The 25,253-nt window shown below is 73.5% G+C and carries 23 protein-coding genes; 6 read left to right on the forward strand and 17 right to left on the reverse strand.

Translation table 11 applies throughout. From position 1 onward, the window contains the following. Positions 1 to 179 precede the first annotated feature (179 nt). A complete protein-coding gene (locus FH610_RS18445) occupies positions 180 to 1,187 on the forward strand; it encodes a carboxymuconolactone decarboxylase family protein (protein ID WP_139575762.1) in 1,008 nt (335 codons plus the stop codon). 54 nt (positions 1,188 to 1,241) lie between these two features. On the opposite strand, the gene FH610_RS18450 is transcribed toward FH610_RS18445, so the two are convergent. The 3 genes from FH610_RS18450 to FH610_RS18460 form a co-directional block, all read right to left on the reverse strand. Next, the gene (locus FH610_RS18450) at positions 1,242 to 2,024 is read right to left on the reverse strand and encodes a PhzF family phenazine biosynthesis protein (RefSeq protein ID WP_139575763.1); all 783 of its coding nucleotides are present in this window, start codon (positions 2,022 to 2,024) and stop codon (positions 1,242 to 1,244) included. Between the two features lie 11 nt (positions 2,025 to 2,035). Continuing rightward, entirely contained in the window at positions 2,036 to 3,154 is a 1,119-nt protein-coding gene (locus FH610_RS18455; RefSeq protein WP_139575764.1) for an acetate/propionate family kinase, read from the reverse strand. 85 nt (positions 3,155 to 3,239) lie between these two features. Next, positions 3,240 to 4,004, reverse strand: coding sequence for a class I SAM-dependent methyltransferase (locus FH610_RS18460; protein ID WP_139575765.1), 765 nt, complete (start codon positions 4,002 to 4,004; stop codon positions 3,240 to 3,242). Between the two features lie 98 nt (positions 4,005 to 4,102). On the opposite strand from FH610_RS18460, the gene FH610_RS18465 reads away from it, so the two are divergent. Further along, a complete protein-coding gene (locus FH610_RS18465; protein WP_310739273.1) occupies positions 4,103 to 4,645 on the forward strand; it encodes a CGNR zinc finger domain-containing protein in 543 nt (180 codons plus the stop codon). Between the two features lie 69 nt (positions 4,646 to 4,714). Next, positions 4,715 to 5,464: an SDR family NAD(P)-dependent oxidoreductase gene (locus tag FH610_RS18470; RefSeq protein ID WP_139575767.1), complete on the forward strand. Its 750-nt coding sequence runs from the start codon at positions 4,715 to 4,717 to the stop codon at positions 5,462 to 5,464. A gap of 70 nt (positions 5,465 to 5,534) precedes the next feature. Here the strand turns inward: FH610_RS18470 and FH610_RS18475 are convergent, their stop codons facing one another. Further along, complete coding sequence (locus FH610_RS18475) at positions 5,535 to 6,269, reverse strand: PP2C family protein-serine/threonine phosphatase (protein WP_139575768.1); 735 nt, start codon at positions 6,267 to 6,269, stop codon at positions 5,535 to 5,537. 58 nt (positions 6,270 to 6,327) lie between these two features. On the opposite strand from FH610_RS18475, the gene FH610_RS18480 reads away from it, so the two are divergent. Together FH610_RS18480 and FH610_RS18485 are read left to right on the forward strand one after the other, a co-directional pair. Then, positions 6,328 to 8,418, forward strand: coding sequence for an N-6 DNA methylase (locus FH610_RS18480; RefSeq protein ID WP_139575769.1), 2,091 nt, complete (start codon positions 6,328 to 6,330; stop codon positions 8,416 to 8,418). 110 nt (positions 8,419 to 8,528) lie between these two features. After that, positions 8,529 to 9,431, forward strand: coding sequence for a serine/threonine-protein kinase (locus FH610_RS18485; RefSeq protein WP_139575770.1), 903 nt, complete (start codon positions 8,529 to 8,531; stop codon positions 9,429 to 9,431). 19 nt (positions 9,432 to 9,450) lie between these two features. On the opposite strand, the gene FH610_RS18490 is transcribed toward FH610_RS18485, so the two are convergent. The 9 genes from FH610_RS18490 to FH610_RS18530 form a co-directional block, all read right to left on the reverse strand. Next, positions 9,451 to 10,494 (reverse strand): DUF2293 domain-containing protein, encoded by a 1,044-nt coding sequence (locus FH610_RS18490; protein WP_139575771.1) that lies wholly within the window; start codon positions 10,492 to 10,494, stop codon positions 9,451 to 9,453. Between the two features lie 15 nt (positions 10,495 to 10,509). Continuing rightward, complete coding sequence (gene rodA, locus FH610_RS18495) at positions 10,510 to 11,676, reverse strand: rod shape-determining protein RodA (RefSeq protein ID WP_139575772.1); 1,167 nt, start codon at positions 11,674 to 11,676, stop codon at positions 10,510 to 10,512. A 76-nt stretch (positions 11,677 to 11,752) separates the two neighbouring features. Next, positions 11,753 to 13,840, reverse strand: a complete 2,088-nt coding sequence (gene mrdA, locus FH610_RS18500) for a penicillin-binding protein 2 (protein ID WP_205825871.1) — start codon at positions 13,838 to 13,840, stop codon at positions 11,753 to 11,755. Then, the gene (locus FH610_RS42885) at positions 13,833 to 14,414 is read right to left on the reverse strand and encodes a hypothetical protein (protein WP_161628027.1); all 582 of its coding nucleotides are present in this window, start codon (positions 14,412 to 14,414) and stop codon (positions 13,833 to 13,835) included. The genes mrdA and FH610_RS42885 overlap by 8 nt, the downstream gene beginning before the upstream one ends. After that, positions 14,414 to 15,250, reverse strand: a complete 837-nt coding sequence (gene mreC / locus FH610_RS18510) for a rod shape-determining protein MreC (protein WP_139575773.1) — start codon at positions 15,248 to 15,250, stop codon at positions 14,414 to 14,416. Before mreC ends, FH610_RS42885 begins: the two co-directional genes overlap by 1 nt. Next, positions 15,247 to 16,281: a rod shape-determining protein gene (gene mreB, locus FH610_RS18515; RefSeq protein WP_240809049.1), complete on the reverse strand. Its 1,035-nt coding sequence runs from the start codon at positions 16,279 to 16,281 to the stop codon at positions 15,247 to 15,249. The genes mreC and mreB overlap by 4 nt, the downstream gene beginning before the upstream one ends. 98 nt (positions 16,282 to 16,379) lie before the next feature. After that, complete coding sequence (locus tag FH610_RS18520; RefSeq protein WP_205825872.1) at positions 16,380 to 17,396, reverse strand: serine hydrolase; 1,017 nt, start codon at positions 17,394 to 17,396, stop codon at positions 16,380 to 16,382. Between the two features lie 91 nt (positions 17,397 to 17,487). Continuing rightward, on the reverse strand, positions 17,488 to 18,198 hold the full coding sequence (locus FH610_RS18525; RefSeq protein ID WP_276607689.1) for a response regulator: 711 nt from the start codon (positions 18,196 to 18,198) through the stop codon (positions 17,488 to 17,490). Further along, positions 18,183 to 19,469, reverse strand: a complete 1,287-nt coding sequence (locus FH610_RS18530) for a sensor histidine kinase (RefSeq protein WP_240809050.1) — start codon at positions 19,467 to 19,469, stop codon at positions 18,183 to 18,185. The genes FH610_RS18525 and FH610_RS18530 overlap by 16 nt, the downstream gene beginning before the upstream one ends. A 289-nt stretch (positions 19,470 to 19,758) precedes the next feature. Between FH610_RS18530 and FH610_RS18535 the strand changes: the two genes are divergently transcribed. Then, positions 19,759 to 21,075, forward strand: coding sequence for an alpha/beta hydrolase family protein (locus FH610_RS18535; protein WP_240809051.1), 1,317 nt, complete (start codon positions 19,759 to 19,761; stop codon positions 21,073 to 21,075). 29 nt (positions 21,076 to 21,104) lie between these two features. Here FH610_RS18535 and speB read toward each other — a convergent pair whose 3' ends face one another. The 4 genes from speB to FH610_RS18555 form a co-directional block, all read right to left on the reverse strand. After that, entirely contained in the window at positions 21,105 to 22,118 is a 1,014-nt protein-coding gene (gene speB, locus FH610_RS18540; protein WP_139575775.1) for an agmatinase, read from the reverse strand. A 45-nt stretch (positions 22,119 to 22,163) separates the two neighbouring features. Next, a complete protein-coding gene (locus FH610_RS18545) occupies positions 22,164 to 23,759 on the reverse strand; it encodes a PH domain-containing protein (RefSeq protein WP_205825873.1) in 1,596 nt (531 codons plus the stop codon). Further along, entirely contained in the window at positions 23,756 to 24,259 is a 504-nt protein-coding gene (locus FH610_RS18550) for a PH domain-containing protein (RefSeq protein WP_139575776.1), read from the reverse strand. The genes FH610_RS18545 and FH610_RS18550 overlap by 4 nt, the downstream gene beginning before the upstream one ends. 94 nt (positions 24,260 to 24,353) lie before the next feature. Then, positions 24,354 to 25,193 (reverse strand): LLM class flavin-dependent oxidoreductase, encoded by an 840-nt coding sequence (locus FH610_RS18555; RefSeq protein WP_139575777.1) that lies wholly within the window; start codon positions 25,191 to 25,193, stop codon positions 24,354 to 24,356. Between the last annotated feature and the right edge of the window lie 60 nt (positions 25,194 to 25,253).

The raw sequence follows: 25,253 nt of genomic DNA on the forward strand, positions 1-25,253 counted from the left end.
AGCCGTTTCGCGCCGCCTCCTCCCGGCGGACCGATCCTGCGCTACTCCCGCCGTAGTACGGCCGCCGCCTCGCAGCCGCGCCGGGAGCGGCTCGAAACGCCTTCCGCCGTACGACGACGGGAGCGGCCGCGCTCGGCAGGATCGGTCCCCATGACAGCACGACCGATGAGGAGGCCGAGATGCCGACGCCCTATCGCTATGTGACCCCGGTGCCCACGGAGGCGGCGGCCGGGCTGATCGCCCAGGTCTACGCCCAGATCGCCAGTGATTTCGGCATGGCCCGCATGCCGCTGTTCCTGACGTTGTCCCCGGCTCCCGAGGTGCTCGCTCCCACATGGGCGATGCTGCGTGAGTCGCTGCTCGCCGGGCAGGCCCCGAGGGCGGCCAAGGAGGTCGTCGCCACCGGGGTCTCCCTCGCCAACAAGTGCCCGTTCTGTGTCGACGCGCACACCGTGCTCCTGCATGCGACCGGCGAGCACGAGCTGGCCGAGACCGTCGCGCGCGGGGAGAAGCCGTCCGATCCGGAGCACGCCCGGCTGTTCGCCTGGGCCACTGGCACGGCCACGTCCGGGCAGGCGCCGCCGTGCCCGCCGGGTCACGCGGCCGAGCTCATCGGCACGGCCCTCGCCTTCCACTTCATCAACCGGATGGTGTCGTCGCTGCTGACCGACGACCTCCTGCCCGCCGGCCTGCAGCGGTCCCGGCTCGTACGTGGCCTGGGCGGCAGGGCCCTCGCCAGGACGGTACGCCGCAGGCTGCCGCAGGGCGAGGCGCTGCCGCTGCTGCGTGGGCTGCCGTCGGGCCCGGTCCCGGCCTGGGCGGCGGGCACCCCGGCCGGGACCGCGTTCGCCGCGCTGCTGGCCGCGGCGGGGGAGGGAGTCCATCTGCTGGGCGACACGGCCAGGGAGGCGGTCGTGGAGGCCGTCGCCGACTGGGACGGCGAACACCCTGCGCTGTCCGGCTGGCCGTCCGGTCCGCTGGCGGACGTCGCACCCGCACAGCGCCCGGCGGCCAGGCTCGCACTGCTGGCCGCCCTCGCGCCCTATCGGGTGACCGACGCCGACGTCGCCGCCTGGCGGGAGGCCGGGGGCGGACGGTCCGACGCCGACCTCGTGCGGCTGCTGGCGTTCGGGGCGATCACCGCCGTCCGGCGGATCGAGGCGGCCCTCGCCGTGCCGGCCTCCTGACATCGGGCGGCCACGGTCAGGGTGCGACGAGCGGACGACCGCAGGCGGAGGAGGTCAGACCTCCAGTTCGCCGGACCATATGGTCACGGCGTGCCCGGCGAGTTCGACGCGGTCGCCGCGCAGGGTCGTGCGCACGGTCCCGCCGCGCCGCGACACCTGCTCCCCGACGAGCGCGTCCCGGCCGAATCTGCCCGACCAGTGCGGCGCGAGCACGCAGTGGGCCGAACCGGTGACGGGGTCCTCCGGCACGCCCACCCGGGGGGCGAAGAACCGGGAGACGTAGTCGGCGGCGGTGCCCTCGCCGGGCGCCGTCACGATGACGCCCCGGGCCTCGACCTCGGCCAGCCGCGCCATGTCGGGGTCGGCGGTCCGGACCTCCTCGGCCGAACCGACCTCGACCAGCAGGTCGAACTCGCTGCGGCCGGTCCACACCGGCGTGACGCCGAGAGCCTCGGCGAGGCCGTCCGGCGGCGGGCACTGCGTGGCCTGCTTCGCCGGGAAGTCCATTGCGATCAGCCCGCCGTCCGCCTGCTCGGTCGCGAGCACGCCGCTCTTCGTGTCGAACTCCAGCCGGCCCGACTCCCCCAGGGAGTAGAGGACGTGCGCGGTGGCCAGGGTGGCGTGCCCGCACAGCGCGACCTCGACCGCGGGGGTGAACCAGCGCAGCGAGCGCGGCCCCTCGTCCCGCCCCAGCACGAAGGCCGTCTCCGAATGGCGCATCTCGGCGGCCACCGCCTGCATCCACTCGTCCGGCACGGTGTCGTCGAGGAGGCAGACCGCGGCGGGATTGCCCCGGAACGGCCGGTCGGTGAAGGAGTCCACGGTGAAGATGCGCATGTCTGCGGATTCTACGGCCGCATACCTTCACCAGCGGGACGGCCGAGCGCGGCGAGGGTCTCCCGGGCGACCTGGAGCTCCTCGCGGGGCCGTACGACGAGGACCGGCAGCCGGGCGTCCGGCGGGCTGACGACGCGATCCCGGTCCACGTCGTCGACGGCGGGCGGCTCGACGCCGAGGAGCGACAGCCTGCCGCACACGGCCTCGCGCACCTCGGGCTGGTCCCAGCCGATCTCGCCGGTGAACACGAGCGCGTCGAGCCGGTCGAGGGCGGCGGTCGAGGCGGCGATCTCCCGGCTCACCCGGTAGGCGAACACGTCGAGCGCCAAGGCGGCGGCCTCCTCGGACGAGGCGACCAGGTCGCGGGTGTCGCCGGACAGGCCGCCGGAGAGCCCGAGCAGGCCCGAGTCGTGCTCCAGCCCGTCGCGCAGCTCCTCCAGCGTGAGGCGTGAGCCGGACAGCAGCCACAGGAGCATGCCGGGATCGACGCTGCCGGAACGCTTGCTCATGGGCACGCCCTCCAACGGCGTGAACCCCATCGAGGTGTCCACGCTGCGGCCGTTCCGCACGGCGCAGACCGAGCATCCGCCGCCGAGATGCGTGAGGACCAGGTTGACCTGCCCGGCCGGGCGTCCGAGCAGTTCGGCCGCCCGGTGGGTCGCCCACGCGTACGACAGCCCGTGGAAGCCGTAGCGGCGCAGGCCCCACCGGCGCCGCCACCCGGCGGGCAGGGCGTAGGTCGCGGCGGCGGCGGGCAGGCCGGCGTGGAAGGCGGTGTCGGGACACAGCACGTGCGGCACGGACGGCAGCACCCGCCGGGCCGCCTCGACCAGCGCGAGCGCGGGCGGCACGTGCAGCGGCGCGAGGTCGGCGTATCCGCGCACGGCCTTCACCACGTCGTCGTCGGCGACCGCCGGCGCCCGGACGGCCTCGCCGCCGTGGACGAGCCGGTGACCGACCGCGGTCACCTCGGCGTCCGCCCCGGACAGGAAGTCCGACAGCGTATGCTCCGCCGCCGCGGGGTCCGGGCTGTGCTCGCTGTGCTCGGTGCGCAGCACGCGGCCGTCCCGCACCAGATGCAGTTGGAGGCTGCTGGAACCCGCGTTGACGGTGAGCACGGTCGGTGTCATGGCGTCCGTCTTTCCGGCGACCCGGCGGGCAAACCCCGGCAGGCCGCCGGACAGAGCGGTCGTGGAGGTCGGCGGGCGGGGGAGACTACGGACGCACGGCGCAGAGCAGCCGGTTGTCGCCGCGCTGCCACAGCGTCCCGATCTCGGCGAAGCCCGCCGCGCGGAGGGCCTCGACGTGGGTGGACAGGTGGAGCGACTCCGAGCCGTGGTGTGCCGCGGTGGCCGGCCGGGGCGCCGCGACACCGGCGAGCTCGGGGTCGGCGGCGATCGCGTCCCACCACTGGCGCCAGTCCTCGGGACGGCCGTCGGCGAAGCGCCGCCGCTCCTCGCTCTCGTGGACGGCCCGCTCCAGCCGCGCCAGTTCAGGAGTGGTGTCCTCGGAGCTGAAGTGGTCGCCGTTCAGGAACAGCCCACCCGGCCGCAGCACGGTCGCGAGCTCGGCGTACATGGCGCGCAGGTCCTGCTCGGCCAGCCAGTGCAACGCGGTCGTGCTCACCGCCGCGTCCGCCGGGCGGTCGAGGCCGAGCGCCTGGCTCCATCCGGGTTCGCGCAGGTCCAGGTCGGCGAGGCGCAGGCCGTCGCGGTCGCCGTACGCCGCCCGGGCGAGCGACAGCAACAGAGGATCGGCGTCGACCGCGACGATCCTGGCCCGGGGAAGGCGGTCCAGCAGGCGGGCCGACAGCGAGCCGGGGCCGCAGCCGAGGTCGATCACCAGGGGATCCGGGCGGCCCACACCGCCCTCGACGGCGTCGATCAGCGCGGTGAAGCGCTCCTCCCGGTCGGGGAGGTAGCCCTCCTGCTGGCGGTCCCAACGATCGATCCACCGGGTGGCCACGTCGAACGTGAGCATGCCGTCTCCTTGTAACTGGCGTGTATGCTTTCGGCAGTTACAACGTAGAGCGCAAGGGCGTAACTGGTCAAGTGAATTTCAACAGTCACACTGATGGCGTGGTGGCGGTCGCCGTCGGCCTGGTCAACGCGCTGACCGAAGGTGAGGCGCGGGGCCGGTCGTACGAGCCGCCGACGGGAGAGGCGCGGGCCGCCGCGGTCGCCGGCGTTCTCGCGACCGGCGACAGGCGGGCGCCCACGGTCACCGAGGCGGAGGCGGGCGCGCTCGCCGAGGTCGCGGGGCGGCTGCGCGGCGTGTTCGAGGCGGTGACGCGAGGCGACGTGGACGCGGCGGCGCTCACCGTGAACGGACTGCTGGCGGAGACGGACGCGCGCCCGCACCTCGACCGGCACGACGGAGAGCCCTGGCACCTGCACTTCCACGGCGCGGGCGGCACCCTGGCCGGAAACTACGCGGCCAGTTGCGCGACCGGCCTCGCCGTGGTGCTCGGCGGCGAGTTGCACGACCGGCTCGGTGTGTGCACCGCGCCGCACTGCGACCGCGTGTACGTGGACACCTCCCGCAACGGCACCCGTCGCTTCTGCTCCACGGCCTGCCAGAACCGGGTCAAGACGGCCGCGTTCCGGGCGCGCGGCGCCTGACGGCGAGGCCCGAACGCCAGGTCCGATCGCCGCCGGACCTCCCGGCGCCGTTGTCGCCATGCTCGACACATGAACGAAATCAACGACATGAACGGCAAGGCGGCCCTGGTCACCGGGGGTGGCCGGGGAATCGGCGCGGCGGTCGTCCTCAAACTGGCCGAGCGCGGCGCGGACGTGGCGCTGACCTATGAGCGCGACGAGGACAGCGCGGCCGCCGTGGCCGAGAAGGTGAAGGGGATGGGCCGGCGGGCGCTGGTCATCCGGGCCGACAACGGCGACGCCGCGGCGGTCGCCGCGGCCGTGGACGAGGCCGCCGCGGAGTTCGGCCGGCTCGACGTCCTCGTGAACAACGCGGCGGTCTTCCACGTCGCGCCGATCGAGGAACTGGGGCCGGACGAGGTCGACCGTACGCTCGCGGCCAACGTGCGGGGGCCGTTCCTGGCCGCGCGGGCGGCGGCGGGCCACATGACCGAGGGTGGCCGGATCATCACGATCGGGAGCAACGTCGCCGAGCGGACCGTCTTCCCGGGCTTCGCCCTGTATGCCATGAGCAAGACGGCCATGACCGGAATGACCAAGGGACTCGCCCGCGACCTCGGGCCGCGCGGCATCACCGTCAACCTCGTCAACCCCGGCCCGACCGACACCGCCTCGAACCCGGCGGACAGCCCCATGGCCGACACGGTCCGGGGGCTGACGGTCCTCGGCCGCTACGCGCAGCCGGACGACATCGCCGAGACCGTGGCCCACCTGGCGGGCGACGGCGGGCGCTACGTCACCGGCGCGACGATCAACGTCGACGGCGGCTGGGCCGTCTGACGTCCGTCCGGGCGCACCGCTCGGGCGGGGGCCCGGCCCGCTGACGGCCGCGGGACGGGGAGGTGAGGTGTCAGGCGTCGGCGGCTTCGACGTCGGCGATCACGCACGAGATGTTGTCGGGTCCGCCGCCCTCGTTGGCCAGCTCGATGAGCCGGTGGACCGTCTCCTGCGGATCGGCCACGGTGGTGAGCACGTGGTGCAGCACCTCGGGTTCGAGCACGGAGGTGAGCCCGTCGGAGCACAACAGGTAGCGGTCGCCCGGGAACGCCTCGCGCAGCGACAGGTCGGGCTCGGCCAGGCCGCTCGTCTCCAGCGCCCGCAGCAGCAGGGAGCGGCGCGGATGGCGGGCGGCCTGGTCGGGGCTCATGCGCCCGTCGTCCACCAGCGACTGCACCAGCGTGTGGTCGCGCGTGATCTGGTAGAGCGCGCCGTCACGCAGCATGTACGCCCGCGAGTCGCCCACATGGGCCAGGGCGAACTTCCCGTGGCCGTCCCACAGCATCGCGGTGACCGTGGTGCCCATCCGCTCGAGCGCCGGGTCCTGCGCGGCGAGGTCGCCCAGGCGCTGCCCCGCCTCCCGTACGGCGTCCGCGAGGGCGGCGACGACGTCGGCGGGACCCGGACCGTCCTCCAGCCCGGCCAGTGTGGAGATGACGGCCGCACTGGCGACCTCGCCGTGTCCGTGCCCGCCCATCCCGTCGGCGATGGCGAGCAGGCGCTCGCCGGCGTGCACCGAATCCTCGTTGTTGGCACGCGAACGCCCGACGTCCGACCCAGCGGCGTACCGAATACGGTTGTGCGTCATGGTTTTGAGTAAACCATTGGTTGAGTGACTTCACAAGCACGGTGCTAGTCTCATGTTCATGAGCCACGACGCCCAGGCCGACAACCCGGCGGACACGACGGCGCGCCCGGCCGTCAGCCCGCTCGAGGCCGCCGTCGAAGCGGCGGTCGAAGCGACCGTGAACGCGGGCGACATCGCCCGGCTCGCCGACGTCGGCAGGGCCGCGGTCAGCAACTGGCGCCGCCGGTACGAGGACTTCCCCCAACCGGTCGGAGGTACCGCCTCCAGCCCGCTTTTCTCGCTTCCCGAAGTGGAGGCGTGGCTACGCAGGAACGGCAAGTCGTTCGAGGTGTCCCAGGGCGACCGCGTCTGGCAGCGGCTGCGGGCGTCGGCCGACGACCTGCGCCTGGGCGAGGTGCTGGGGGAGGTCGGGGCGTTCCTGCTCTACACGCTCCGCGACCCCGACGGCTGGAAGCGGCTGTCCGCCGCCCCCGACTTCGCCGTAGGGCTCCCGGGTGCGGTGGCCGAGACGACAACCGACCTGCCTCCGCGTGCGGGGGACGCGACGCCGGTCGAGCCCGGCCTGCTCCGGCTGGTCGCCGGGATGGCCGAGCGGAACGGCGTGGCCGGCACGTTCGAGTTCCTCTGCGAGCGGTACGCCGAGGCGCACAGCCGCAGGCTGGCACTGACCCGGCCCGACGTGGCCGCCCTGATGACCCGGCTGGCCTGCGCGGGGGCGCGCACGGTGCTCGACCCGGCGTGCGGCATGGGCACCCTCCTGCTGGACGCCGCCGGGGCCGGTGGGGCGGGAGACGAGGTGCGGCTGCTCGGCCAGGACGCCAACGAGACGGTCGCGCTGCTCGCGGCGCTGCGGCTGCTGCTGCGCGGGCGGGACGCCCGGGTCCTCCCCGGGGACGCGCTGCGGCACGACGCGTTCCCTCTGGACCGGCCGATGGACGGGCTCGGGGACGCGCTCGCGGACGCGGTGGTGTGCGACCCGCCGTTCAACGAGCGGGCCTGGGGCCACGAGGATCTCGTCGGCGATCCGCGCTGGCAGTACGGCATGCCTCCCCGGGGTGAGCCGGAGCTGGCCTGGGTGCAGCACTGCCTCGCCCACGTGCGGCCCGGCGGGCTGGCGGCCGTCCTGATGCCGGGCGCCGCCGCGAGCCGCCGCCCGGGACGCCGCATCCGGGCGAACCTGCTGCGGACGGGCGCGCTGCGCGCGGTCTTCACGCTGGCGCCCGGTGGTCCCGACCTGTGGCTGCTGCGCCGTCCCGAGCCCGGGGAGCGGCAGCCCGGCGCGATCCTGGTGGCCGACGCGGGAGACGACCCGGCCTCCGTCGAGGCGGTCTGGCGGGCCCACCTCGCGAAGAGCGAACTCCCGCGCGGTGGCCGCACGGTCAGGATCATCGACATCCTCGACGACGAGGTGGACGTGAGCCCGGCGCGGCACCTGTCACCCCGGGTCGACACGCGGGGCTTTCCCGCGGCCAGGGAGCGCTTCCTGGAGGCGGTCGCGGAGCTGGCCGACGACGTGCCCGACCTGGAGGTGCTCACCGGCGGCGCGGCGGGCTGGGACGCGTCGTGGGCGACCGTGGCCGAGATGGCCAGATCCGGGCTGGTCACCATCAGGCACTCGACGCTGCGGGCGCTGCCCGCCGATGCTTCCGAAGGCGAGGCGTCTGACGGCGGGGTGCCCGACGGCGGGGTGCCCGAGGGTGGGGTGCCCGTGCTGACGGCCGACGACGTCGCGGCCGGGACGGCGCCGTCGCGGCGGATCCCGCGTGCCCCCGGCCTGGTCGCCGTACGACCGGGAGACGTCGTGGCGTCGGCCGTCACCGCGCGGGTGGTCGCGGGGGAGGGGGCGGTCCTGGGCCCCCATCTCAGCCTTTTCCGCGTCGATCCAGACAAGGTGGATCCCGAGTTCCTGGCCGGGTTCCTGCGCTACGCGGCGGGCGGCGGCCGGCCGCATCTGGGCAGCAGCCGCGTGGAGGCCCGCCGGGCCCGCGTCCCCCAGCTTCCCCTGGCCGTCCAGCGGACGTACGGCACGGCCTTCCGGCGGCTGCTCGCCCTGGAGGACGGCCTGCGCGAGGCGGCCGCCGCGGGGGAGGCGCTCGCCCGCCTCGGCGTCGATGGGCTGATCGACGGACGCCTCCGCCCTCATGGGTGACGCGGCGTGGAGCTTCCCAGCTGAGAGAGTCCTGTCCACCCGGCCGCTGAGCCCGAGCATCGCGGACGAATCCGGTAGCTTTTTCCCCGATAGGCCGACGGGAGGGGCGCATGGTCATCGGCGACCGGTATGAGCTGGACGACCTCCCCCTGGGGCAGGGCGGTATGGGCGCCGTGTACGGCGGGCACGACCGGCGGCTCGACCGCAAGGTGGCGGTGAAGTTCCTGCGGCTGCCCGACGGCCCGGACGAGGAGTTGCAGCGCCGGTTCATCCGCGAGGCGCGGATCCTCGCGAAGCTCGACCATCCGGGCGCGCCCGTGCTGTACGACTTCGGCACCTACGAGCAGCGGCTCTTCCAGGTCATGCAGTTCATCGAGGGCGTGACGGTCGCCGACCTGCTGAGCGAGCACGGCCCGCTGCCGGTGCCGTGGGCCGCGGCGATCGCCGCCCAGGCGTGCGCCGTGCTGACCGCCGCCCACGAGCTGTCGATCTGCCACCGCGACCTCAAGCCGACCAACCTCATGCTCTGCCCGGACGGCAGTGTCAAGCTGCTCGACTTCGGGCTCGCCATGCTGCGCGAGGCGGACGTCGCGGGGTTGACGGCGCAGTTCACCCGGATCGGGCAGATCCTCGGCACTCCGGCGTACATGTCCCCCGAGCAGATCCAGCGGGGTGTCGCCGGGCCGAAGAGCGACCTGTACTCCCTCGGCTGCGTGCTGCACGAGATGCTGACCGGCAACCAGCTGTTCACCGGGCCGACGGAGTACGCCGTGTTCGACAAGCAGGTGAAGGAACGGCCGCCCCGGGTTACCGGGGTCCCCGCCGAGCTGGACCGTCTCATCGCCGAACTGCTGGAGAAGGAGCCGGACAACCGGCCGCCCGACGCGCACACGCTGTTCGAGCGGCTGCAGCCGTTCGCGGTCGACCTGCCCCCGCTGCCGGGCTTCCTCAACCCGTCGTCGGTCCCCAGCCCCGGGCGCATGTACGCCCAGATGGTCGGCCGCGTCCGCTGAAGGGGTTCGCCGGAAGCGCTCACGCGCGCCAGGCCGTCAGGACCTCCTCGACCCGGGGGCGGATCCGCTCGCGGGCCGTCATCCGCGGCGTCCCGGCCATCAGCAGCTCGTCGTAGTCGGTGTCGAGGTGGCGCACGCTCGCGATCACGGCGAGCGTGATGGCGTTCTCGTCCAGCACGCGGGCGGCGGCGGTGCGGCCCACCCGCCCGCTGCCGCGTACGGCGGCGTGCGCGGCGATGGCCTCGGCCCGCTCGGCCGGGCAGCGGGGGAACAGGCGGCGGATCTGCGCCGCCATCCTCGTCTGGAACTCGGCGTCCTCATCGGCGCGGCGCTCGCGGTCGCGTTCGCGGCGGCGCAGCCGCGCCTCCTCGTCGGCCAGGCACTGCTCCTCGGCCCGCGTCAGCGCCTCCTCCTCGACCAGGACGCCGAGCCGCTCGTATCTCTTGCGCCGCCGGTTGAAGCGGACCACCACGGCAGACAGGCCGCTCTCCTTCTTGGCGCGGCGGCTCAGCGCCGCGTTCCCCGCCGGGAGGAAGCACAGGTGATCCATGTCGGCGCAGGTCAGGCAGTGTGGCCGGTCGTCCTCCACGATCAGATAAGGCCCGGTGTCCCCGCATCCGGCGCAGGTCCACGCGTCCGGCGACGCCACGGCCACGAGGTCGGGGGCCTTGCTGTGCCGTTCGGTGATCTGCCGCCGCCGCGCCTCGCTCAGCTCCGGTGAGAGCCAGTGGACGCGGAAGGCGCGCTCCAGGTCCTCGTCGCCCGCCGCCGTGAAGCGCAGCGGCCGCCGGTCGCGGGTGCCCGCCGTGTACGCCGCCTCGCTCTCCACCAGGTCGCGGGACAGAGCCCAGGCGCGCAGATGCGACAGGGCCTCGGCCATCCGGCCGGTGTCCACGGCGGCCAGCCGTTCCAGGCTGTCGGCCCGGCCCTGCCGCCAGGTCTCCACATGGCGGTCGTGCAGCCACCGCAGGCCGGTGAGGACGTCGATCGGGGTCACGTACTTGCGGGTGGCCAGGGCGATCTCCGCCGCCTGGGCCACCCGTCCGCCGAGCTTGCTGCGCATTCCTCCAAGCCTGCCCTATGCCGGCGTGCGCGTACGCCGGTTCACGGCGGCCAGCAGCCCCACGGCCGCCAGGCTGGAGATCGTGGCCGACCCGCCGTATGACACGAACGGCAGCGGCAGCCCCGCGACCGGCAGCAGGCCCATGGTCATCCCCACGTTCACGAACGTCTGGAACGCAAGCCAGCACACCACCCCGCCGGCCACCGCCCTGCCGAACGGCGAGGGGCTCCTGGCCGCGATCCACAGGCCGCGCCACAGCAGGGCGAGCATCAGCAGGATCACGCAGGCGGCGCCGAGGAAGCCGAGCTCCTCGCCCGCGACCGTGAAGATGAAGTCGGTGTGCTGCTCGGGCACGAAATGGCCCGCCGTCTGCTCGCCGTGGAACAGGCCCTTGCCGAGCAGGCCCCCGGAGCCGATCGCGATCCTGGCCTGGGTGGCGTTGTAGCCCATGCCCATCGGGTCGGCGTCCGGGTCGGCCAGCACCATCAGGCGCTGGAGCTGGTAGGGCCGGATGAGGTCGAGCCGCCACACCAGGAGCAGTCCGGCGGCCCCGGCTGCGGCGAACGCCGCGAACCACCTCTTGGGCGCGCCGGACACCACGATCATCCCGGTGGTCAGCACTAGGAAGACGAGCGCGGTGCCGTGGTCGGGCTGCAGCGCGATCAGCCCGACCGGCAGCGCGGCGAGGCCCAGGGCGAGCAGCACGGCCCCGGCGCCCGGCCTGCGCTCGCCGTCGCGCGGCTCGCCCAGCGCCGTCGCGAGCGCGAGCACCGTGGCCGCCTTGGCGAACTCGGACGGCTGGAACTGCAGCCCGTCACCGAGCACGATCCAGGCGTGCGAGCCGTTGATCGTGCGGCCCAGCGGGGTCAGCACGGCGACCAGCCCGGCCAGCCCGAGGAGGTACAGCACCGGGACGTAGGCCCGCAGCACCCGCAGGTCGATCCGCGAGACGGCCCACATGAGCACGAAGCCGATGCCCACGCTGAGCGCCTGCCGCTGCGGCAGCGTCGAGCCCGGCTCGTTGCGGGTGGCCGACCACACGAGCAGCAGCCCGATCGCCGACAACGCGGCCGCCGGCAGCACCAGCCCCCAGGCGGGGAGGAAGGCGAGACGCGCCCACCCCCTGCGCCTGGTCGCCCGGCTCGCCGGCAGCCGTACGGACAGGGGACCGAGTGCCGTCACCGCGTGCCTCCAACCGGCTGAGCCCTGCCCGTCCGACCGCTGCCCGTCCGACCGCTGCCTGTCTGAGCCCTGCCCGTCACCGCGCGCCACCCGTCCCGGCGAACGCGACGGGAGGCAGGGAGGCGGACCGCGTCCCCCTGGCGTCCTTCTTGTCCTTCTTGCCGTGCTTTTTTCCGTCGTGCTTCTTCGCCTTATGGGTCAGGGCGGCGATGCCCTCCCAGATCTCGCGGGCGGCGGGGGCCGCCGTGGTCCCGCCCGTGCCACCCTGCGAGACGACGACCACCACGACATACTTGGGCTTCTTCACCGGGCCGAAGGAGGCGAACCACGAGGTGTCCTTCCTGCCGTACGCCTCGGCGGTGCCGGTCTTCCCGGCGACCGGCAGACGCGTGAACGCGTACCCCTCGAACGCGCCCGCGGCTGTGCCCGTGCGCGGCACGCCGGCGAGTGCGTCGCGGATGAACCGCAGCGTCTTGCGCGAGGCGTCGATCTTCCCCACCACGGGCGGGGTGATCGTGCGGACCACCGTGCCGTCGGGGCGCACGACCTGCTTGCCGATCCTGGGGCTGAAGACCGTGCCGCCGTTGGCGAGCGCGGCGTACCCGCGGGCGAGCTGGAGCGGCGTCACCAGCACGTCGCCCTGGCCGATCGAGAAGTTGGCCGCGTCGCCGGCCCACCAGACCCCGCCGGAGCGGCAGTTGTCGGCGGCGAGCGCCTTGAGGTAGGCCGCCCGCTTGCGGTCGGACATCTCCGGATAGCCGGTTTTGGCGCGACGGCAGGAGTCCGCCTTGGTCCGCTCCCAGTTGGCCTTCTTCCAGGCGCGGTCGGGCACCCTTCCCTGAGCCTCGTGCGGCAGGTCGACGCCGGTGGGCGTGCCGAACCCGAACTCCCTGGCCATCGCCTGCATCGGGTCCTTGGGGTGTTTGACCGGCTTGAGCCCCCCGTCGTGCCGCCACATCTTCTCCGCGAAACGGTAGAAGATCGTGTCGCAGGACACCACCAGGGCCCGGTGCATGTCCATCCGGCCCAGTTCGGCGCTCTCGAAGTTGTGGAACACCCGGCCGCCGATCTTGTAACCGCCCGGGCAGTCGTAGGAGGCCCGCAGCGAGTAGCCCGCCTTCGCCGCCGCGGCCGTCGAGGTCACCTTCCAGGTGGAGCCCGGCGGCCACTGCCCCTGCACGGCGGCGCTGACCAGCGGCAGGTCCTCGTAGTCGTGCTGCGAGATGCCCCCGGTCCACACGCCCGGGTCGTAGGTGGGATAGTCGGCGATCGCCGTCACCCGCCCGGTCTTCGCCTCCAGCACCACCGCCGCGCCGCTGTCGGCGGGCTCGCCCCGCTTGCGCGCGGCGGTCACGGCCCGGGCCAGCGCCCGCTCAGCCACCTCCTGGATGCGCGCGTCGACGCTGGTCACCAGCGTGTCCCCGGCCACGGCGGCCTCCTCGCGGATCAGGCCGGTGATCTTGCCCGTGCTGTCCACCGCCACCTCTCTGATCCCGGTGCGCCCGGCCAGCTCGCGGTCGTACTGCGCTTCGAGGCCGTCGCGGCCGATCAGCTCCGGGCCGCCCTCGGGGTCGTCGGGGGAGGGCGGCTGCAGGTAGCCGAGCACGTGCGCCGCGGCCGAGCCGAGGGGGTAGGTCCTGACCGGCCGCAGCGCGGTGCTGACACCGGGGAACTCGTCCTGCCGCTCCGCGATCCACAGCGCCGTGCGCACGCTCACGTCGTCCGCGATGACGATCGGCTGATACGGCGAGCCGGGCCAGCACGGCCGGGGCACGTCCCCGGCGCACAGCCGGGCCCGGTCGGCGATCTCCTGGTAGGGCCGGCCAAGGGCCCGGGCGAGCCGGGCCAGCACGTCCTTCCCGCCGTCGGGCTGGTGGATGAGGGCCATGTAGTCCACCGACACCTGCGGTCTGGTCTCGTTGGCCACCAGCGGCCGGCCGCGTACGTCGAGGATCCGCCCCCGCACCGGCGGCAGGACGACCGAGCGCGCCCGCGACTCCGTGGCCGCCCTGACGTACGACGGGCCGGTGACGATCTGCAGGTACCACAGCCGCCCGAGCAGGGTCAGCATGAGCGCGGTCACCACCGCGAACACGAGCGTGAGGCGGCCCTGGGGCCGGTTGCGACCCCGGTTGAGAGGGCGCTGCTTGACGCTCCTACGCAAGCCGCCTCCCTCGCGCGTACGGATCACGTGAACTGTCCCGTGATCTGGGCACCCGCCCGAACGACCGGCGGCGGGGCAGCAGGGCGAGCGCCGCCGCCACGAGCGCGGCCAGGCCGACGGTCCAGGCGACGGCGCCGGGCGCGAGGGCCGTGCCCCACGGCGTGCCGTCGAGCAGGGCCGCGAGCACGCCCCCGGCGAGCGTCGCGCCCAGGGCCACGGCGGCGGCGACGGCGGCGCGCCGCCCGGCCGTGCCGTCCGCGGCGACCCGTGCGCACACCCACCCGGCGAGGCACATGACGAGGGCGAGCCGCCCTATGGTGTGGTCGGCGGGCGGCGCGATGTCGGCGGCCAGGCCCGCGGCGAACCCCAGGAACGCGCCCGCTCCTCCCCCCGCGGCGCCCCGCTCAGGCAACCCCCTGGTCTCCGGCCTGGGCCGCAGACGCGGCGCGAGCGCGACGACCGCGACCAGCACGACGTCGGGGTGGCCGCCGGGCAGCGACAGCCCGTTGACCACGGCGACCTGGAGCACCGGTGCGACGAGGACGACGAGCACGGACAGGACGACCGCCTTCATCACGCCCCCTTCGCCTTCTTCGAGCCGCTCTTCGCGGCGTCCGTATCCCCGCCCCCGGCCTCGCCTTCGCCGGCGGACGCGTCCGCCGCCGCGCCGTCCGGCTGTGGTCCCAGCACCACGGTGACGAGGTCGAGCGCGGTGAATCGGGCGAAGGGACGCACGAGCGCCGTCCTGGTCAGCGCGTCCGGCGCGGGCTCCACCGTGACCACCGTGCCGATCGGCACGTCCGGCACGTACGGCCGCATGTCGCGCGAGCCCAGCGTCACCACCCGGTCGCCGGGCTTCACCTCCGCGGAGGGGTTGAGCAGGCTCAGCCGCAGCAGGCCGCGCTCGGGGACGCCGGTCACCAGGCCGACCTCCCGGGAGCCCTCGAGCCGGGCCCCGATCGAGGCGCCGGAGGCCGTGGCCAGCTGGACCGTCGCCGTGCCGGGACCGGATCGCAGGATCCGGCCGACCAGCCCGTCACCGTCGAACACGGTCATGTCGCGGTCCACGCCGCCGTCGGAGCCGGTGTCGACGGTGACCGTGCCGTCCCGGCCGAAGCCGATGACGTGGGCCGACGCGACCCGGTAGCCGTCCGCCTGAGCGGGGGACGGGGTCGTGCGGCGGGCGGCCAGCAGGTCGGCGCGCAGCCGGGCGTTCTCGCGTTCGAGCTCCTCCAGGCGCCGCTCGCCCGACGCCCAGCGGACGCCGGCGGACGCCGCGTCCTCCAGCCCGCCGTACACGGCCGACCCGAACGCCCGCAGCGGCTCGAGTGGTGTGACGGTGTCGGCTGCGATCAGGGCGGCGGAGACGAGCGCCAGCAGCGCGGGCGCCCGGCGACCGGCGGCCCTCATCGTCGCGTTTCGGGGAGGAACACGTCCTGCATGTCGTCGAAGCGCTCGACGCACCGGCCCGCGCCCAGCACCACCGACTGGAGCGGCTGGTCGACGAGGTGGATCGGCATGCCGACGGCCTTTTCGAGCCGTCCGGCGAGCCCGTCGAGCAGCGCGCCGCCGCCGGTCAGCACGATGCCGTTGTCGATCAGGTCGCCCGCCAGCTCGGCCGGGCACTGGTCCAGCGTGGTCTGCACGGCGTCGACGATCGTCTGGACCTGGTCCTCGATCGCCTCCCTGACCTGCGCCCGGTTGATCGTCGCGGTCTTGGGCAGGCCGGTCACCAGGTCGCGGCCCCGGATCGGCAGCGGTGTGGTGTCGTCGCCGCCGGGCCGCGCGCTGCCCAGCTTGATCTTGACGTGCTCGGCCGTGCGCTCGCCGAGCATCAGGGAGTGCTCCTTCTTGACGTAGTTGACGATCGCCTCGTCGAGCTCGTCGCCGCCGACCCGCACGGACTTCGACACGACCACCCCGCCGAGCGAGACGATCGCGACCTCCGTCGTGCCGCCGCCGATGTCCACGACCATGTTGCCGGTCGTGTCGCCCACGTTGAGTCCCGCGCCGATCGCCGCGGCCATCGGCTCCTCGATGATGTGGACGCGGCGGGCGCCCGCCTCGTACGCCGCCTCCCTGACCGCGCGCTGCTCCACGCTCGTGGTGCCGCTCGGCACGGCGACGACGACCCGGGGCCTGGCCAGGTAGCGGCTCTTGTGCGCCACCTGGATGAAATGCCGCAGCATGCGCTCGGCCGCGTCGAGGTCGGCGATCACGCCGTCCTTGAGCGGGCGCAGCGTGGCGATGTGGGGCGGGGTCCGCCCGATCATCTCCTTCGCCGCGGTCCCGACCGCCACGATCCTGTCCGTGTGCAGGTTGATCGCCACCACCGACGGCTCGTCGAGGACGACGCCCTTCTTGCGCACGTACACGAGCGTGTTGGCCGTGCCGAGATCGACCGCCATGTCCCGGCCGAGCAATCCCCACGGGAAACCCATCGCCGACCAGCTTTCAGAGAGGAGGGAGAGCACGCGTGATCGCTGCCCGGCGGCCCCGCCTCTAAACAGAACGGTCCCTCCCCGTACGAACCGGACCGCTAGGCGACGCTGAGATAGAGGTCTCTCGCCAGCTTCGTCACCCGCTCGGCCGACTGCGTGAAGGACGCCCCCGAGGGCTGCAGGGTGAGCACCACCATGATCAGCCGGTCGCCGATCACGCCAGTAGTGTGGAGCACCGGACGGCCGAAATCAACCGGGTTGCCGCCCATTGTGACTGCCCCGATACGGTACGACGTCGCCCTCGCGCGGGTGCACTTGACGGGAGGAACCGCGCCATACCCGGACCAGCCCTGCTTGATCGCCCAGGGTCGGGGAACAGCGCGGGGGATGCCGAAGAACTGGTCGAAACCGTCGCGAGCGCACTGGGACGCCTTGCGCAGATTGCCGAGGACGAAGTCGCGGACGCGGGGCTCGGCCCGCCGCAGCAGATACCGGTAGACGAGCGCGATGTCGGCCGCGCTGATGGCGGTGTAGCCCCAGAAGCCGGGTTTGGCGGCGGGTGGCGGTGCGGTTTCGGTCAGGCCGATCCTGCGCGCCATGCGTCGCACGATCTCGCCCTGGCCGCCGCGCCGCCACAGGGCCGTCGCCGCGTCGTCGTCGCTGCCGCGGAGCATGGGCGTCAGCAGCGCCATGTCCCCGGCGGGGATCGTCCCCCTGCGCCGTTCCAGGTAGTCGGTGGCGATGAGGATCTTCACCACCGACGCCGACCGGAACCGGTGGTGCGCCTGCCTTTGGGCGACCGTCCTGCCCGTGGTCACGTCGACCACGGCGTACCCCGCCGTCACCCCGGCCGGCACCCGGACGGGCTTCGCGGGGGACCGGACCGGACGGGCGGCCGACGCGTCCCTGATCGCCGGCCCGCTCGCCGCTGCCGTCGCGCCGCGGCCGCCGGAGCCGGTCGGATCGGAGCCGGTCGGATCGGAGGAGGGGGCTGGCGCCTGCGCCGCCGTCGTCCCTGCCGGGCCCGCGCCGCGGCCGTCTGAGGAGCAGCCGGTCAGGAGCGCCGGGAGCGCGGCGGCGACGGCCAGGACGGCGGCGGTTCTCGATCGCGTCACCCGACCATGCCTACCAGATCGCCTGTCGCCCGATGTGCGGAAATGTCAGGTGCGGCTGTCCCTTTGCCTCTCGGGGTCGATGCGGGACGGCTCAGGCAGGCGTACTCCCCGGCGGCCGGTCGGCGAGCGAGCCCGGGGTGATCAAACCGGTCTCGTAGGCGAGCACGACGGCCTGAACCCGGTCCCTGAGGCCGAGCTTGGACAGGATGCGCGCGACATGAGTCTTCACCGTCGTCGGGCTGAGGCTCAGCCGGTCAGCGAGCTCGGCGTTGCTCAGCCCGGTGGCGAGCAGGCGCAACACCTCCAGCTCCCGGGGCGTCAGCTCCGACAGATCCCGGTGTACGGCTGCTCTGGTCTCGTCACGGCGGGCGAACCGCTCGACCAGACGGCGGGTGATCGTCGGTGCGAGCAGGGCGTCCCCTGCGCGCACCAGACGCACCGCGGCCACCAGGTGCTCCGGTGTGACGTCCTTGAGCAGGAAGCCACTGGCCCCTGCGGTGAGTGCGGCGTAGACGTAGTGGTCGAGGTCGTAGGTGGTCAGGATGAGAACGCGCGTCTCGCCCGGGTCGGCAGCCATGATCTGCCGGGTGGCTTCGAGGCCGTCCATCCGCGGCATCCGGATGTCCATCAGCACGACGTCCGGCCGAGTACGCCGGACGGCGGCGACGGCTTCCGCTCCGTCGGCCGCCTCGGCCGTCACCTCGATGCCGTCGGCGGCGAGGATCATCCCGAACCCGCTGCGTACCAGTGCTTGATCGTCGGCGATGACCACGCGCGTCGGCCCGTTCACGTAGTGGCCCACGGAACCCGCGCCTTGATTCGATAGCCGCCGTCGCTCCGCGGTCCGGCCTGCAGGGTGCCGCCGTAGAGGGCGAGCCGCTCCCGCAGCCCGATCAGGCCCCGGCCCTGGCCGTCTCCCGCGCGGGCCGTCAGCCTGCCGCCGGTGTCGGTGATCTCGATCTCCAGCCAGCCGCCGCGGTGGCCGATGGCGACGGACGCCGCCGCACCGGCCGCGTGCTTGATCGTGTTGGTCAGGGCCTCCTGGACGACGCGATAGACGGCCAGTTCCACCCCGGGCGGCAGCGGACCGGGCGGCGGGGAGATCTCGACGCCGACCCGCACTCCGGCTGCGCGAACCCGTTCGATCAACGAATCGAGCTGGTCGAGTCCCGGTTGCGGTTCGAGCCCGTCGGCACTGCCGCCCGCCCGCTCGCTCTCCGGCCCGGCCAGCAGTCCCATGACGTTGCGTAGTTCCGCCATGGCGGCGCGGCCGCCGGCTTCGACCGCGAGCAGGGCCTGCTTCGACCGAGCCGGAGCCGTGTCCATCACCGCGCGTGCCGCACCGGCCTGGATCACCATCACGTTCACATTGTGGGTGACGACATCGTGCAGTTCGCCGGCGATCCGGGAGCGCTCTCCCCGGACGGCCTCGCGCATGGCCTCCTCCTGGGCGCGCTGTAGTTCGGCGACCCGGCGCCGGCCGGCGTCGAGCTGCCGCCGCCAGGATCGGACGAAAGCGGCGGCGACTCCGGCGCTCATCAGTACCACGAACGGCCCCAGCCAGCTCGGCAACGCCGGGACGGAGTCCCGGAAGGCGACGCCCGCCAGCACGGTGGCGAGGACGAGTCCCCCGACGGCCGGCGCCCGGTGCGTGCTGTGGGCCACCGCCCCGTAGGCGGCGATGGCGAACGTCAGCACGGTGATCCACGTCGCGTCGTCACGGGTGCCCAACGCCGCGGCCAGCACCACCCAGAAGGTGATCAGCGGGTACAACCGTCGCATCGCCAGCGGCAGGGCCGTCAGAACCACCAGGAGCGGAAGCGGGCCCGAATCCTGCTGGTCGTCGGCGGTGACCAGGGGCCGTTCCAGGCGGTCGGGAGCGGCGTCGCTGCTTCGCGGCGGTGGTGAGGGCCGCAGTCGCAAGGGCTCCAGCAGGGAGGGCGGCTGCTCGTCGACGCGATGGGCATCGTCTGTCGCGCCCGCCGTCGCGGCCACTGCGGCAACGGTCAAGGCGATCGCGAGCAGCAGGTCGGCGAGGAGCGACCGGCGCGAGGCCCGGGCGGGTTTCCACACTGGGCGGAGCACATCCAGCCCGAACCGCCGCCATCCACGTCGTTCGCTCGCTGTCACCGATGCATTGTCCCGACCGCACGGCACGTCCCGCATCAGCCCCGATGACCGGATCCGACCTCCGCCAGAAGTACATCGGAAGGACGACCCCGCGGCGGGCTCCTCCCTGCGAAGGGATCGATATCGGCATGGCAGCCGACGCGGACGGGCCTGCCCGGTCCCTAGCGTCGTTGCCGCCACCGGCCGCCCGCACGGGCCCCGTCGAGGCGGCCCCCACCCGGAAGGACAGTTCATGGATCATGCGATGGAGAGGGAGAGCATGCCCGGCCCCGTCTCGGGACCCGGCGCAGGCGTCGGCGGTGGTGCGTCGACGCCGCCCCGCCGGATCAGCCGAGGCGCCATCACCGTCGCGGCCCTGCTCGCCTTCGTGGCCGCCACCTCCTGCGCCTCCGCGTCCGGTTCGGTCGTGTCCGGCGCCCCGCCGCGCAACGCGTCGCCCGGCTCCACCGCATCCGCCGCCGGTCCGGCATCCGCCCGGATCGGCATGCCCCGGCTGCCCGAACCGACCGGATCCCGGCCGGTCGGCACCACGTCCCTCCACCTCGAGGACAGCTCCCGCGTCGATCCGTGGGTCCCCGGTGTGAAGGCGAGGGAACTCATGGTCTCCCTGTGGTACCCGGCGAAATCCCGCAAGGGGAAGCGAGCCCCGTACATGACGGCCAAGGAGTCGGAGCTCATCCTGAAAGGCGGAGAGATCACCGGCGTGCCGTACGACGCGTTGAGCAGAACGCGGACCAACGCCCTCAGCGACGCCGAACCGGCCGGACGCGAACACAGCCTGCCCCTGGTGGTGCTCTCCCCGGGCTTCACCGAACCCCGCAGCTCGCTCACCGCTTTGGCGGAGGAACTGGCGAGCAGGGGCTATGTGGTGGCCGGCATCGACCACACCTATGAGAGCCTGGCCACGACCTTCCCCGACGGCCGGGTCACCACCTGCGTCGCATGTGAGGCACCCAAGGACCAGGAGTTCTGGAACACGGTGGGCCGGAGCCGGGCGGCCGACGTCTCCTTCGTCCTCGATGAACTGACCGGCGCGCACCCCAAATGGAAGGGCGCCTCACTGATCGCCCGCTCCCGCATCGCGATGGCCGGGCACTCGGCAGGAGGCGCGAGCACCATCGCCGCCATGCTGCAGGACACCCGCATACGTGCCGGGATCGACATGGACGGCACCACATTCGCCCCGATCCCGGGCAGCGGACTGTCCCGGCCGTTCCTCTTCCTGGGCACGCAGGCCATGCACAGCCCGGGAGGCGAAGACACCACGTGGGACCGCGACTGGGCCCGTCTGACGGGATGGAAGCGCTGGCTCGTGGTGTCAGGGGCAGAGCATGTCTCCTTCACCGACACCGCGCTGCTGGTGGAGCAACTCGGCATCTACCGCAATCCCGGCCTGCCCGGGGCGCGCGCCGTGGAGATCACCCGCAGCCATGTCGCGGCCTTCTTCGACCTGCATCTGCGCCACAGGTCCCAGCCCCTGCTGGACAAGCCGTCAACGCGCTACCCCGAAGTCCGGCTGTGCGACGTCGAGCAGAAGGCCTGCGTCTAGGCCGGGACCGTACGGTCGGGCGGTGTGGATCAGCGCCCGTCGAGGAGGGGCCGCGCGGGGTCCCAGCGAGTGCCGTCGGCGGCGTCCCTGCGGCGACGGGCGATCGCCGACAGCGCCTCCAGGACGACCCGGTTGCCCAGGTACGCCGTGATGTCCGCGTGGTCGTACGGCGGGGCCACTTCGACGATCTCCAACCCGACGACGGGCAGCTCGTAACAGGTCCTGCGCACGGCGTCGAGGAGCTGACGGGCCGACAGGCCGCCCGGCTCGGGCGTGCCGGTGCCCGGCGCGTGGCCCGGGTCGCAGACGTCCACGTCGACCGACAGGTAGACCCCGTCGCAGTCGTCGAGCGCGATCGCGTACGCCTCGGTGAGGCACTCGTCGAGGCCCCTGGTGACGATCTCGGTCATCTCGTAGGACCGCATGCGCTGCCCGGCCATCCAGTCGAGGATCTCCGGCCCCGGCCAGTAGCCGCGCAGGCCGATCTGCAGGAAGCGGTCGCCCCGGATGGCCCCCGACTCGATGAGCCGCCGCATCGGCTGCCCGTGGCCGTGCAGGTGGCCGAACTCGATGTCGCCGGTGTCGGCGTGCGCGTCGAAGTGGAGCATCGAGACCCGGCCGAAGCCGTGGTGGCGGGCCACGCCCGTCGCGTCGGGCAGGGCGATCGTGTGGTCGCCGCCGAGGACGACGGGGATCGCCCCGGAGGCCGCGATCCTGGCGACAGCGTCCTCGATCGCGCGCAGGCTGCCCTCGATGTCCCCGGCGTAGGTCTCCACGTCTCCGGCGTCCAGCACCCGCAGGTCCTTGAGGGCGTCCACGCGCAGCGCCAGGCTCGGGCGGGAGCCGTCGTGGGGGAGGTAGCAGGTCTGGCGGATGGCGTTCGGGCCGAAGCGCGCGCCCGGGCGGTGGGAGGTGCCGCCGTCGAACGGCGCGCCCAGGATGACGACGTCGGCGTCCGCGTAGCCGGCCGGGTCGTCGAGGTCGCACCGCTCGACGCCGAGGAACGTGATGTCGGGGCCGAACATCTGGCCGTAGCGGGACAATCCAACTCCTGAGGTCAAACCGGTCTTATCGGGCATCACATGCTATTAGCTGACATGCTGCGCCTCGACGAGGAACGGGTCGAGCAGGCCCGGGGTGCCCGCCGCGGCCAGGCGCAGCGCCTCGGTGAGGTCCACGTCGCGCACCTGGTAGCCCTGCTTGCCCGCCGCCGTGGTCGCCGTCAGCGTCGCCAGGCGGGCCCGGCGCTGGAAGAACGATCGCTCGATGTTCCAGCCGATGACGCCGTCACACTCCAGTGCCACCCGGCGGCGTGCGAGCGAGCCCCAGCGGGTGACCAGATAGCCGGACGTCAGAGCGTGGCCGAGCGAGCGGTAGCGGTCGGCGGCCAGCAGGGCGGTCAGCGGCAGCAGGGCGGCGGCGGTGAGCCAGGTCCACGAGGGCAGCCCGGCCCACCACCACAGCGCGAGCAGCGCGGCCAGCACCAGCGCGTGCACGCCGTACGCCCGGGTGAACCTGCGGCGCAGCGCGGCCGGGCCGTGCGCGGTCAGGTCCGCGGTGACCGGCGAGGCTTCCCAGGCGGAGGAGGCGCCGGCGACAGAGGGGAGCACGAGCCGGGCCACCGACACGGCGGCCGCGCGCGGCGCGGGCGGCAGCAGCAACGACCCGCCGCGCTGGGAGCCCTGGGCCGCCCGCAGCCCGGTCGTCACCGCGGACAGCCGGGCCCCGCGTACGGCACGCAGCAGCAGCGGCTCGCTCACCTCGACCCCGCGCAGCCGCCGTTCCTCGATGGTGATGGCCCGGGTGGTCAGCAGCCCCCGGGTCACGTGAAGGGTGCCCTCGGCGTGCCGGGTCAGCCGGAAATTGCCGAAGGCCAGGACGTAGCCGAGCGTGGAGGCGACGCTCACGAACACCACCAGCACGAGCACCACCGTCGCGATCTCCAGCGGAAGCGACATCGCGCTGAACCACCGCCAGGTCTCCTGGACGGGCCCGACCCTGCCGAGGTCGACGTTGCCCTCCGAGACCAGGCGGGACACGAAGCCGGCGACGACGCCCACGGTGACGAGCCCGGACATCGTGAACGGCCCGAATCTCACCCACTCGGGACGCATGCGCGCGAGTTCGGTCTCCGCGGCCGGCGTGCTCCCGGCGGGGGGCGCCAGAGGGGACACGGTGGGGGACGCAGTAGGGGACACGGTGGACGCGGTGGCGGGAGCGGCGGGGGAGCGGTGCAGCAGCTCCACGCGCAGGCGGGCGGCCTCGGCGGCGGTCAGCGCGTCGAGCTTGAGCCGGCCCTCGTGCCTGCGCTCCGACGTGCCCGTCCCCACCTCCACCCGGGCCAGGCCGAGCACGCGGTGCAGCACGTGGGAGGTGACGTCCACCGTGCGGACCCGGTCGCGGGGCACGGTCACCACCTTGCGGGTCAGCAGGCCGCGGCGGACCTGCACGTGCTCGGGGGTGATGCGGTAGGTCGTGGTGAACCAGCGGAGCATGCCGAGCACGACCATGAGGGCGACGCCCGCGACGCTCCACAGGTGCCCCTGCCCGCCGCTGCTCGACCCCGCGACCAGCAGGCCGAGCAGCGCCGGGGCGGCCCGTACGACCTCCTGGAACGGGTGGATCACCAGCATGCGCGGGCTCAGCCGCCGCCAGGTCAAGGTCGTCTCGACGACGTCGATCACGTGGCGTCACCCGCCGTCGCCTGCGCGGTCGCGGTGAGCTCGGCGACCAGGCGCTGGGCCGTGTCCCGGTCGAGGCCGCTGACCTTGATCGGGCCGGCGGCGGAGGCGGTGGTGACGGTGACGTTGGCCAGGCGGAAGATCTGCTCCAGCGGGCCGCGCTCGCTGTCCACGGTCTGGATGCGGGAGACGGGTGCGATGCGCCACTCCTGCTTGAACCAGCCCGACTGGGTGAAGACGGCCGCGGACGTGGCCTCCCAGCGGTGCACCCGATAACGCCACTGCGGCATGACCGTGACGTGTGCCACCGCGACGACGGCGGTGACGACGAGACCGGCCACGTGCGCGGTGACGGGCAGGGCGCTCCCGTCGCTGTCGGCCACGAGCCAGGCCACCTGGGCGGCGAGGAGGACCAGCCAGCCGAGGGCGGCCCGCGCGGCCCAGTACCAGACGGCGGTACGGCTCACGCGGTGCTGAGGAGATCGGAGGGTCGGGGTGTCCACGCCTCAACTCTGCCCGATCCTGCGTGTCCCGGCGTAGTGGGCCCGATCCTGTTATCCCCAGGACAAATGTCATGTCCCGGCGCCGTACGACGGGTCAGAGGGCCGACAGCAGCTCGTGGACGTGGGAGAGCGGGTCGGCGCCCACCGGGCGGACGGCGACCGTGGACACGCCCGCCTCCCACAACGCCCTGACCTGCGCGGACGCCTCCTCCGGCGAACCCGCCGCCATGACGACCTCCTCCGGCGCCACCTGCAGGAATCCTGCCTGCTCCTCCGCCGCCCGCCGCATGGCCGCGCGCGCGTCGTCGCCGACGTAGAGGTGGATGAACGCCACCACCTCGTGATCGTCGGTCGCGCCGATCCCCTCGATCATCGACCGCAACCGCTCCGGGGCGAGACCCTCGGGAAGGATGGTCCCCTGGGCCACCCGTCCCGACAGTGCCAGCGAGCGCGGGTTCACCACTCCGGCGAGGACGGGCGGCGGCTCGGCCGGCGGGTGGACGAGGCGGACGCCGTCCAGGCTCACCTCGCGTCCGTGCAGGGTGACGGTCTCGCCGCGCAGCAGCGCCCGTACGGACGTGATCGTCTCCTCAAGCAGCGACAGCGGCGACGCGGCGGCGGCGCCCACCTGACGCATCCACGCCTGCACGCCGTGGCCGATCCCCGCGGCCAGCCGCCCGGGGTGGAGGCGGGCCAGGTTGGCCAGCTCCATAGCCAGCAGCATCGGATTGCGCAGGGGCGCGGGGGTGATGCCGATGCCGACGCGCAGGCGCGAGGTCGCGGCCAGTGCCGTGGCCGCCGAGGAGATCGCGCCCGTCCAGCCGAGGTCCTCCACCACCCACAGGTCGGAGACCGCCGTGCCGTCGAGTTCCCCGGCGAACGACGGAAGCGACTCCGGCGGCAGGTCGCGGTCGAAGACGACTCCAAGCCTCACGGGCGGCCCTCCAGAACAAGCGAGATCGGCTCTACGGCTTCCGAGTATCCAGGACAGTGG

The organism is Microbispora catharanthi (assembly GCF_006334915.2).
GTDB classification, from domain to species: Bacteria; Actinomycetota; Actinomycetes; order Streptosporangiales; family Streptosporangiaceae; genus Microbispora; species Microbispora catharanthi.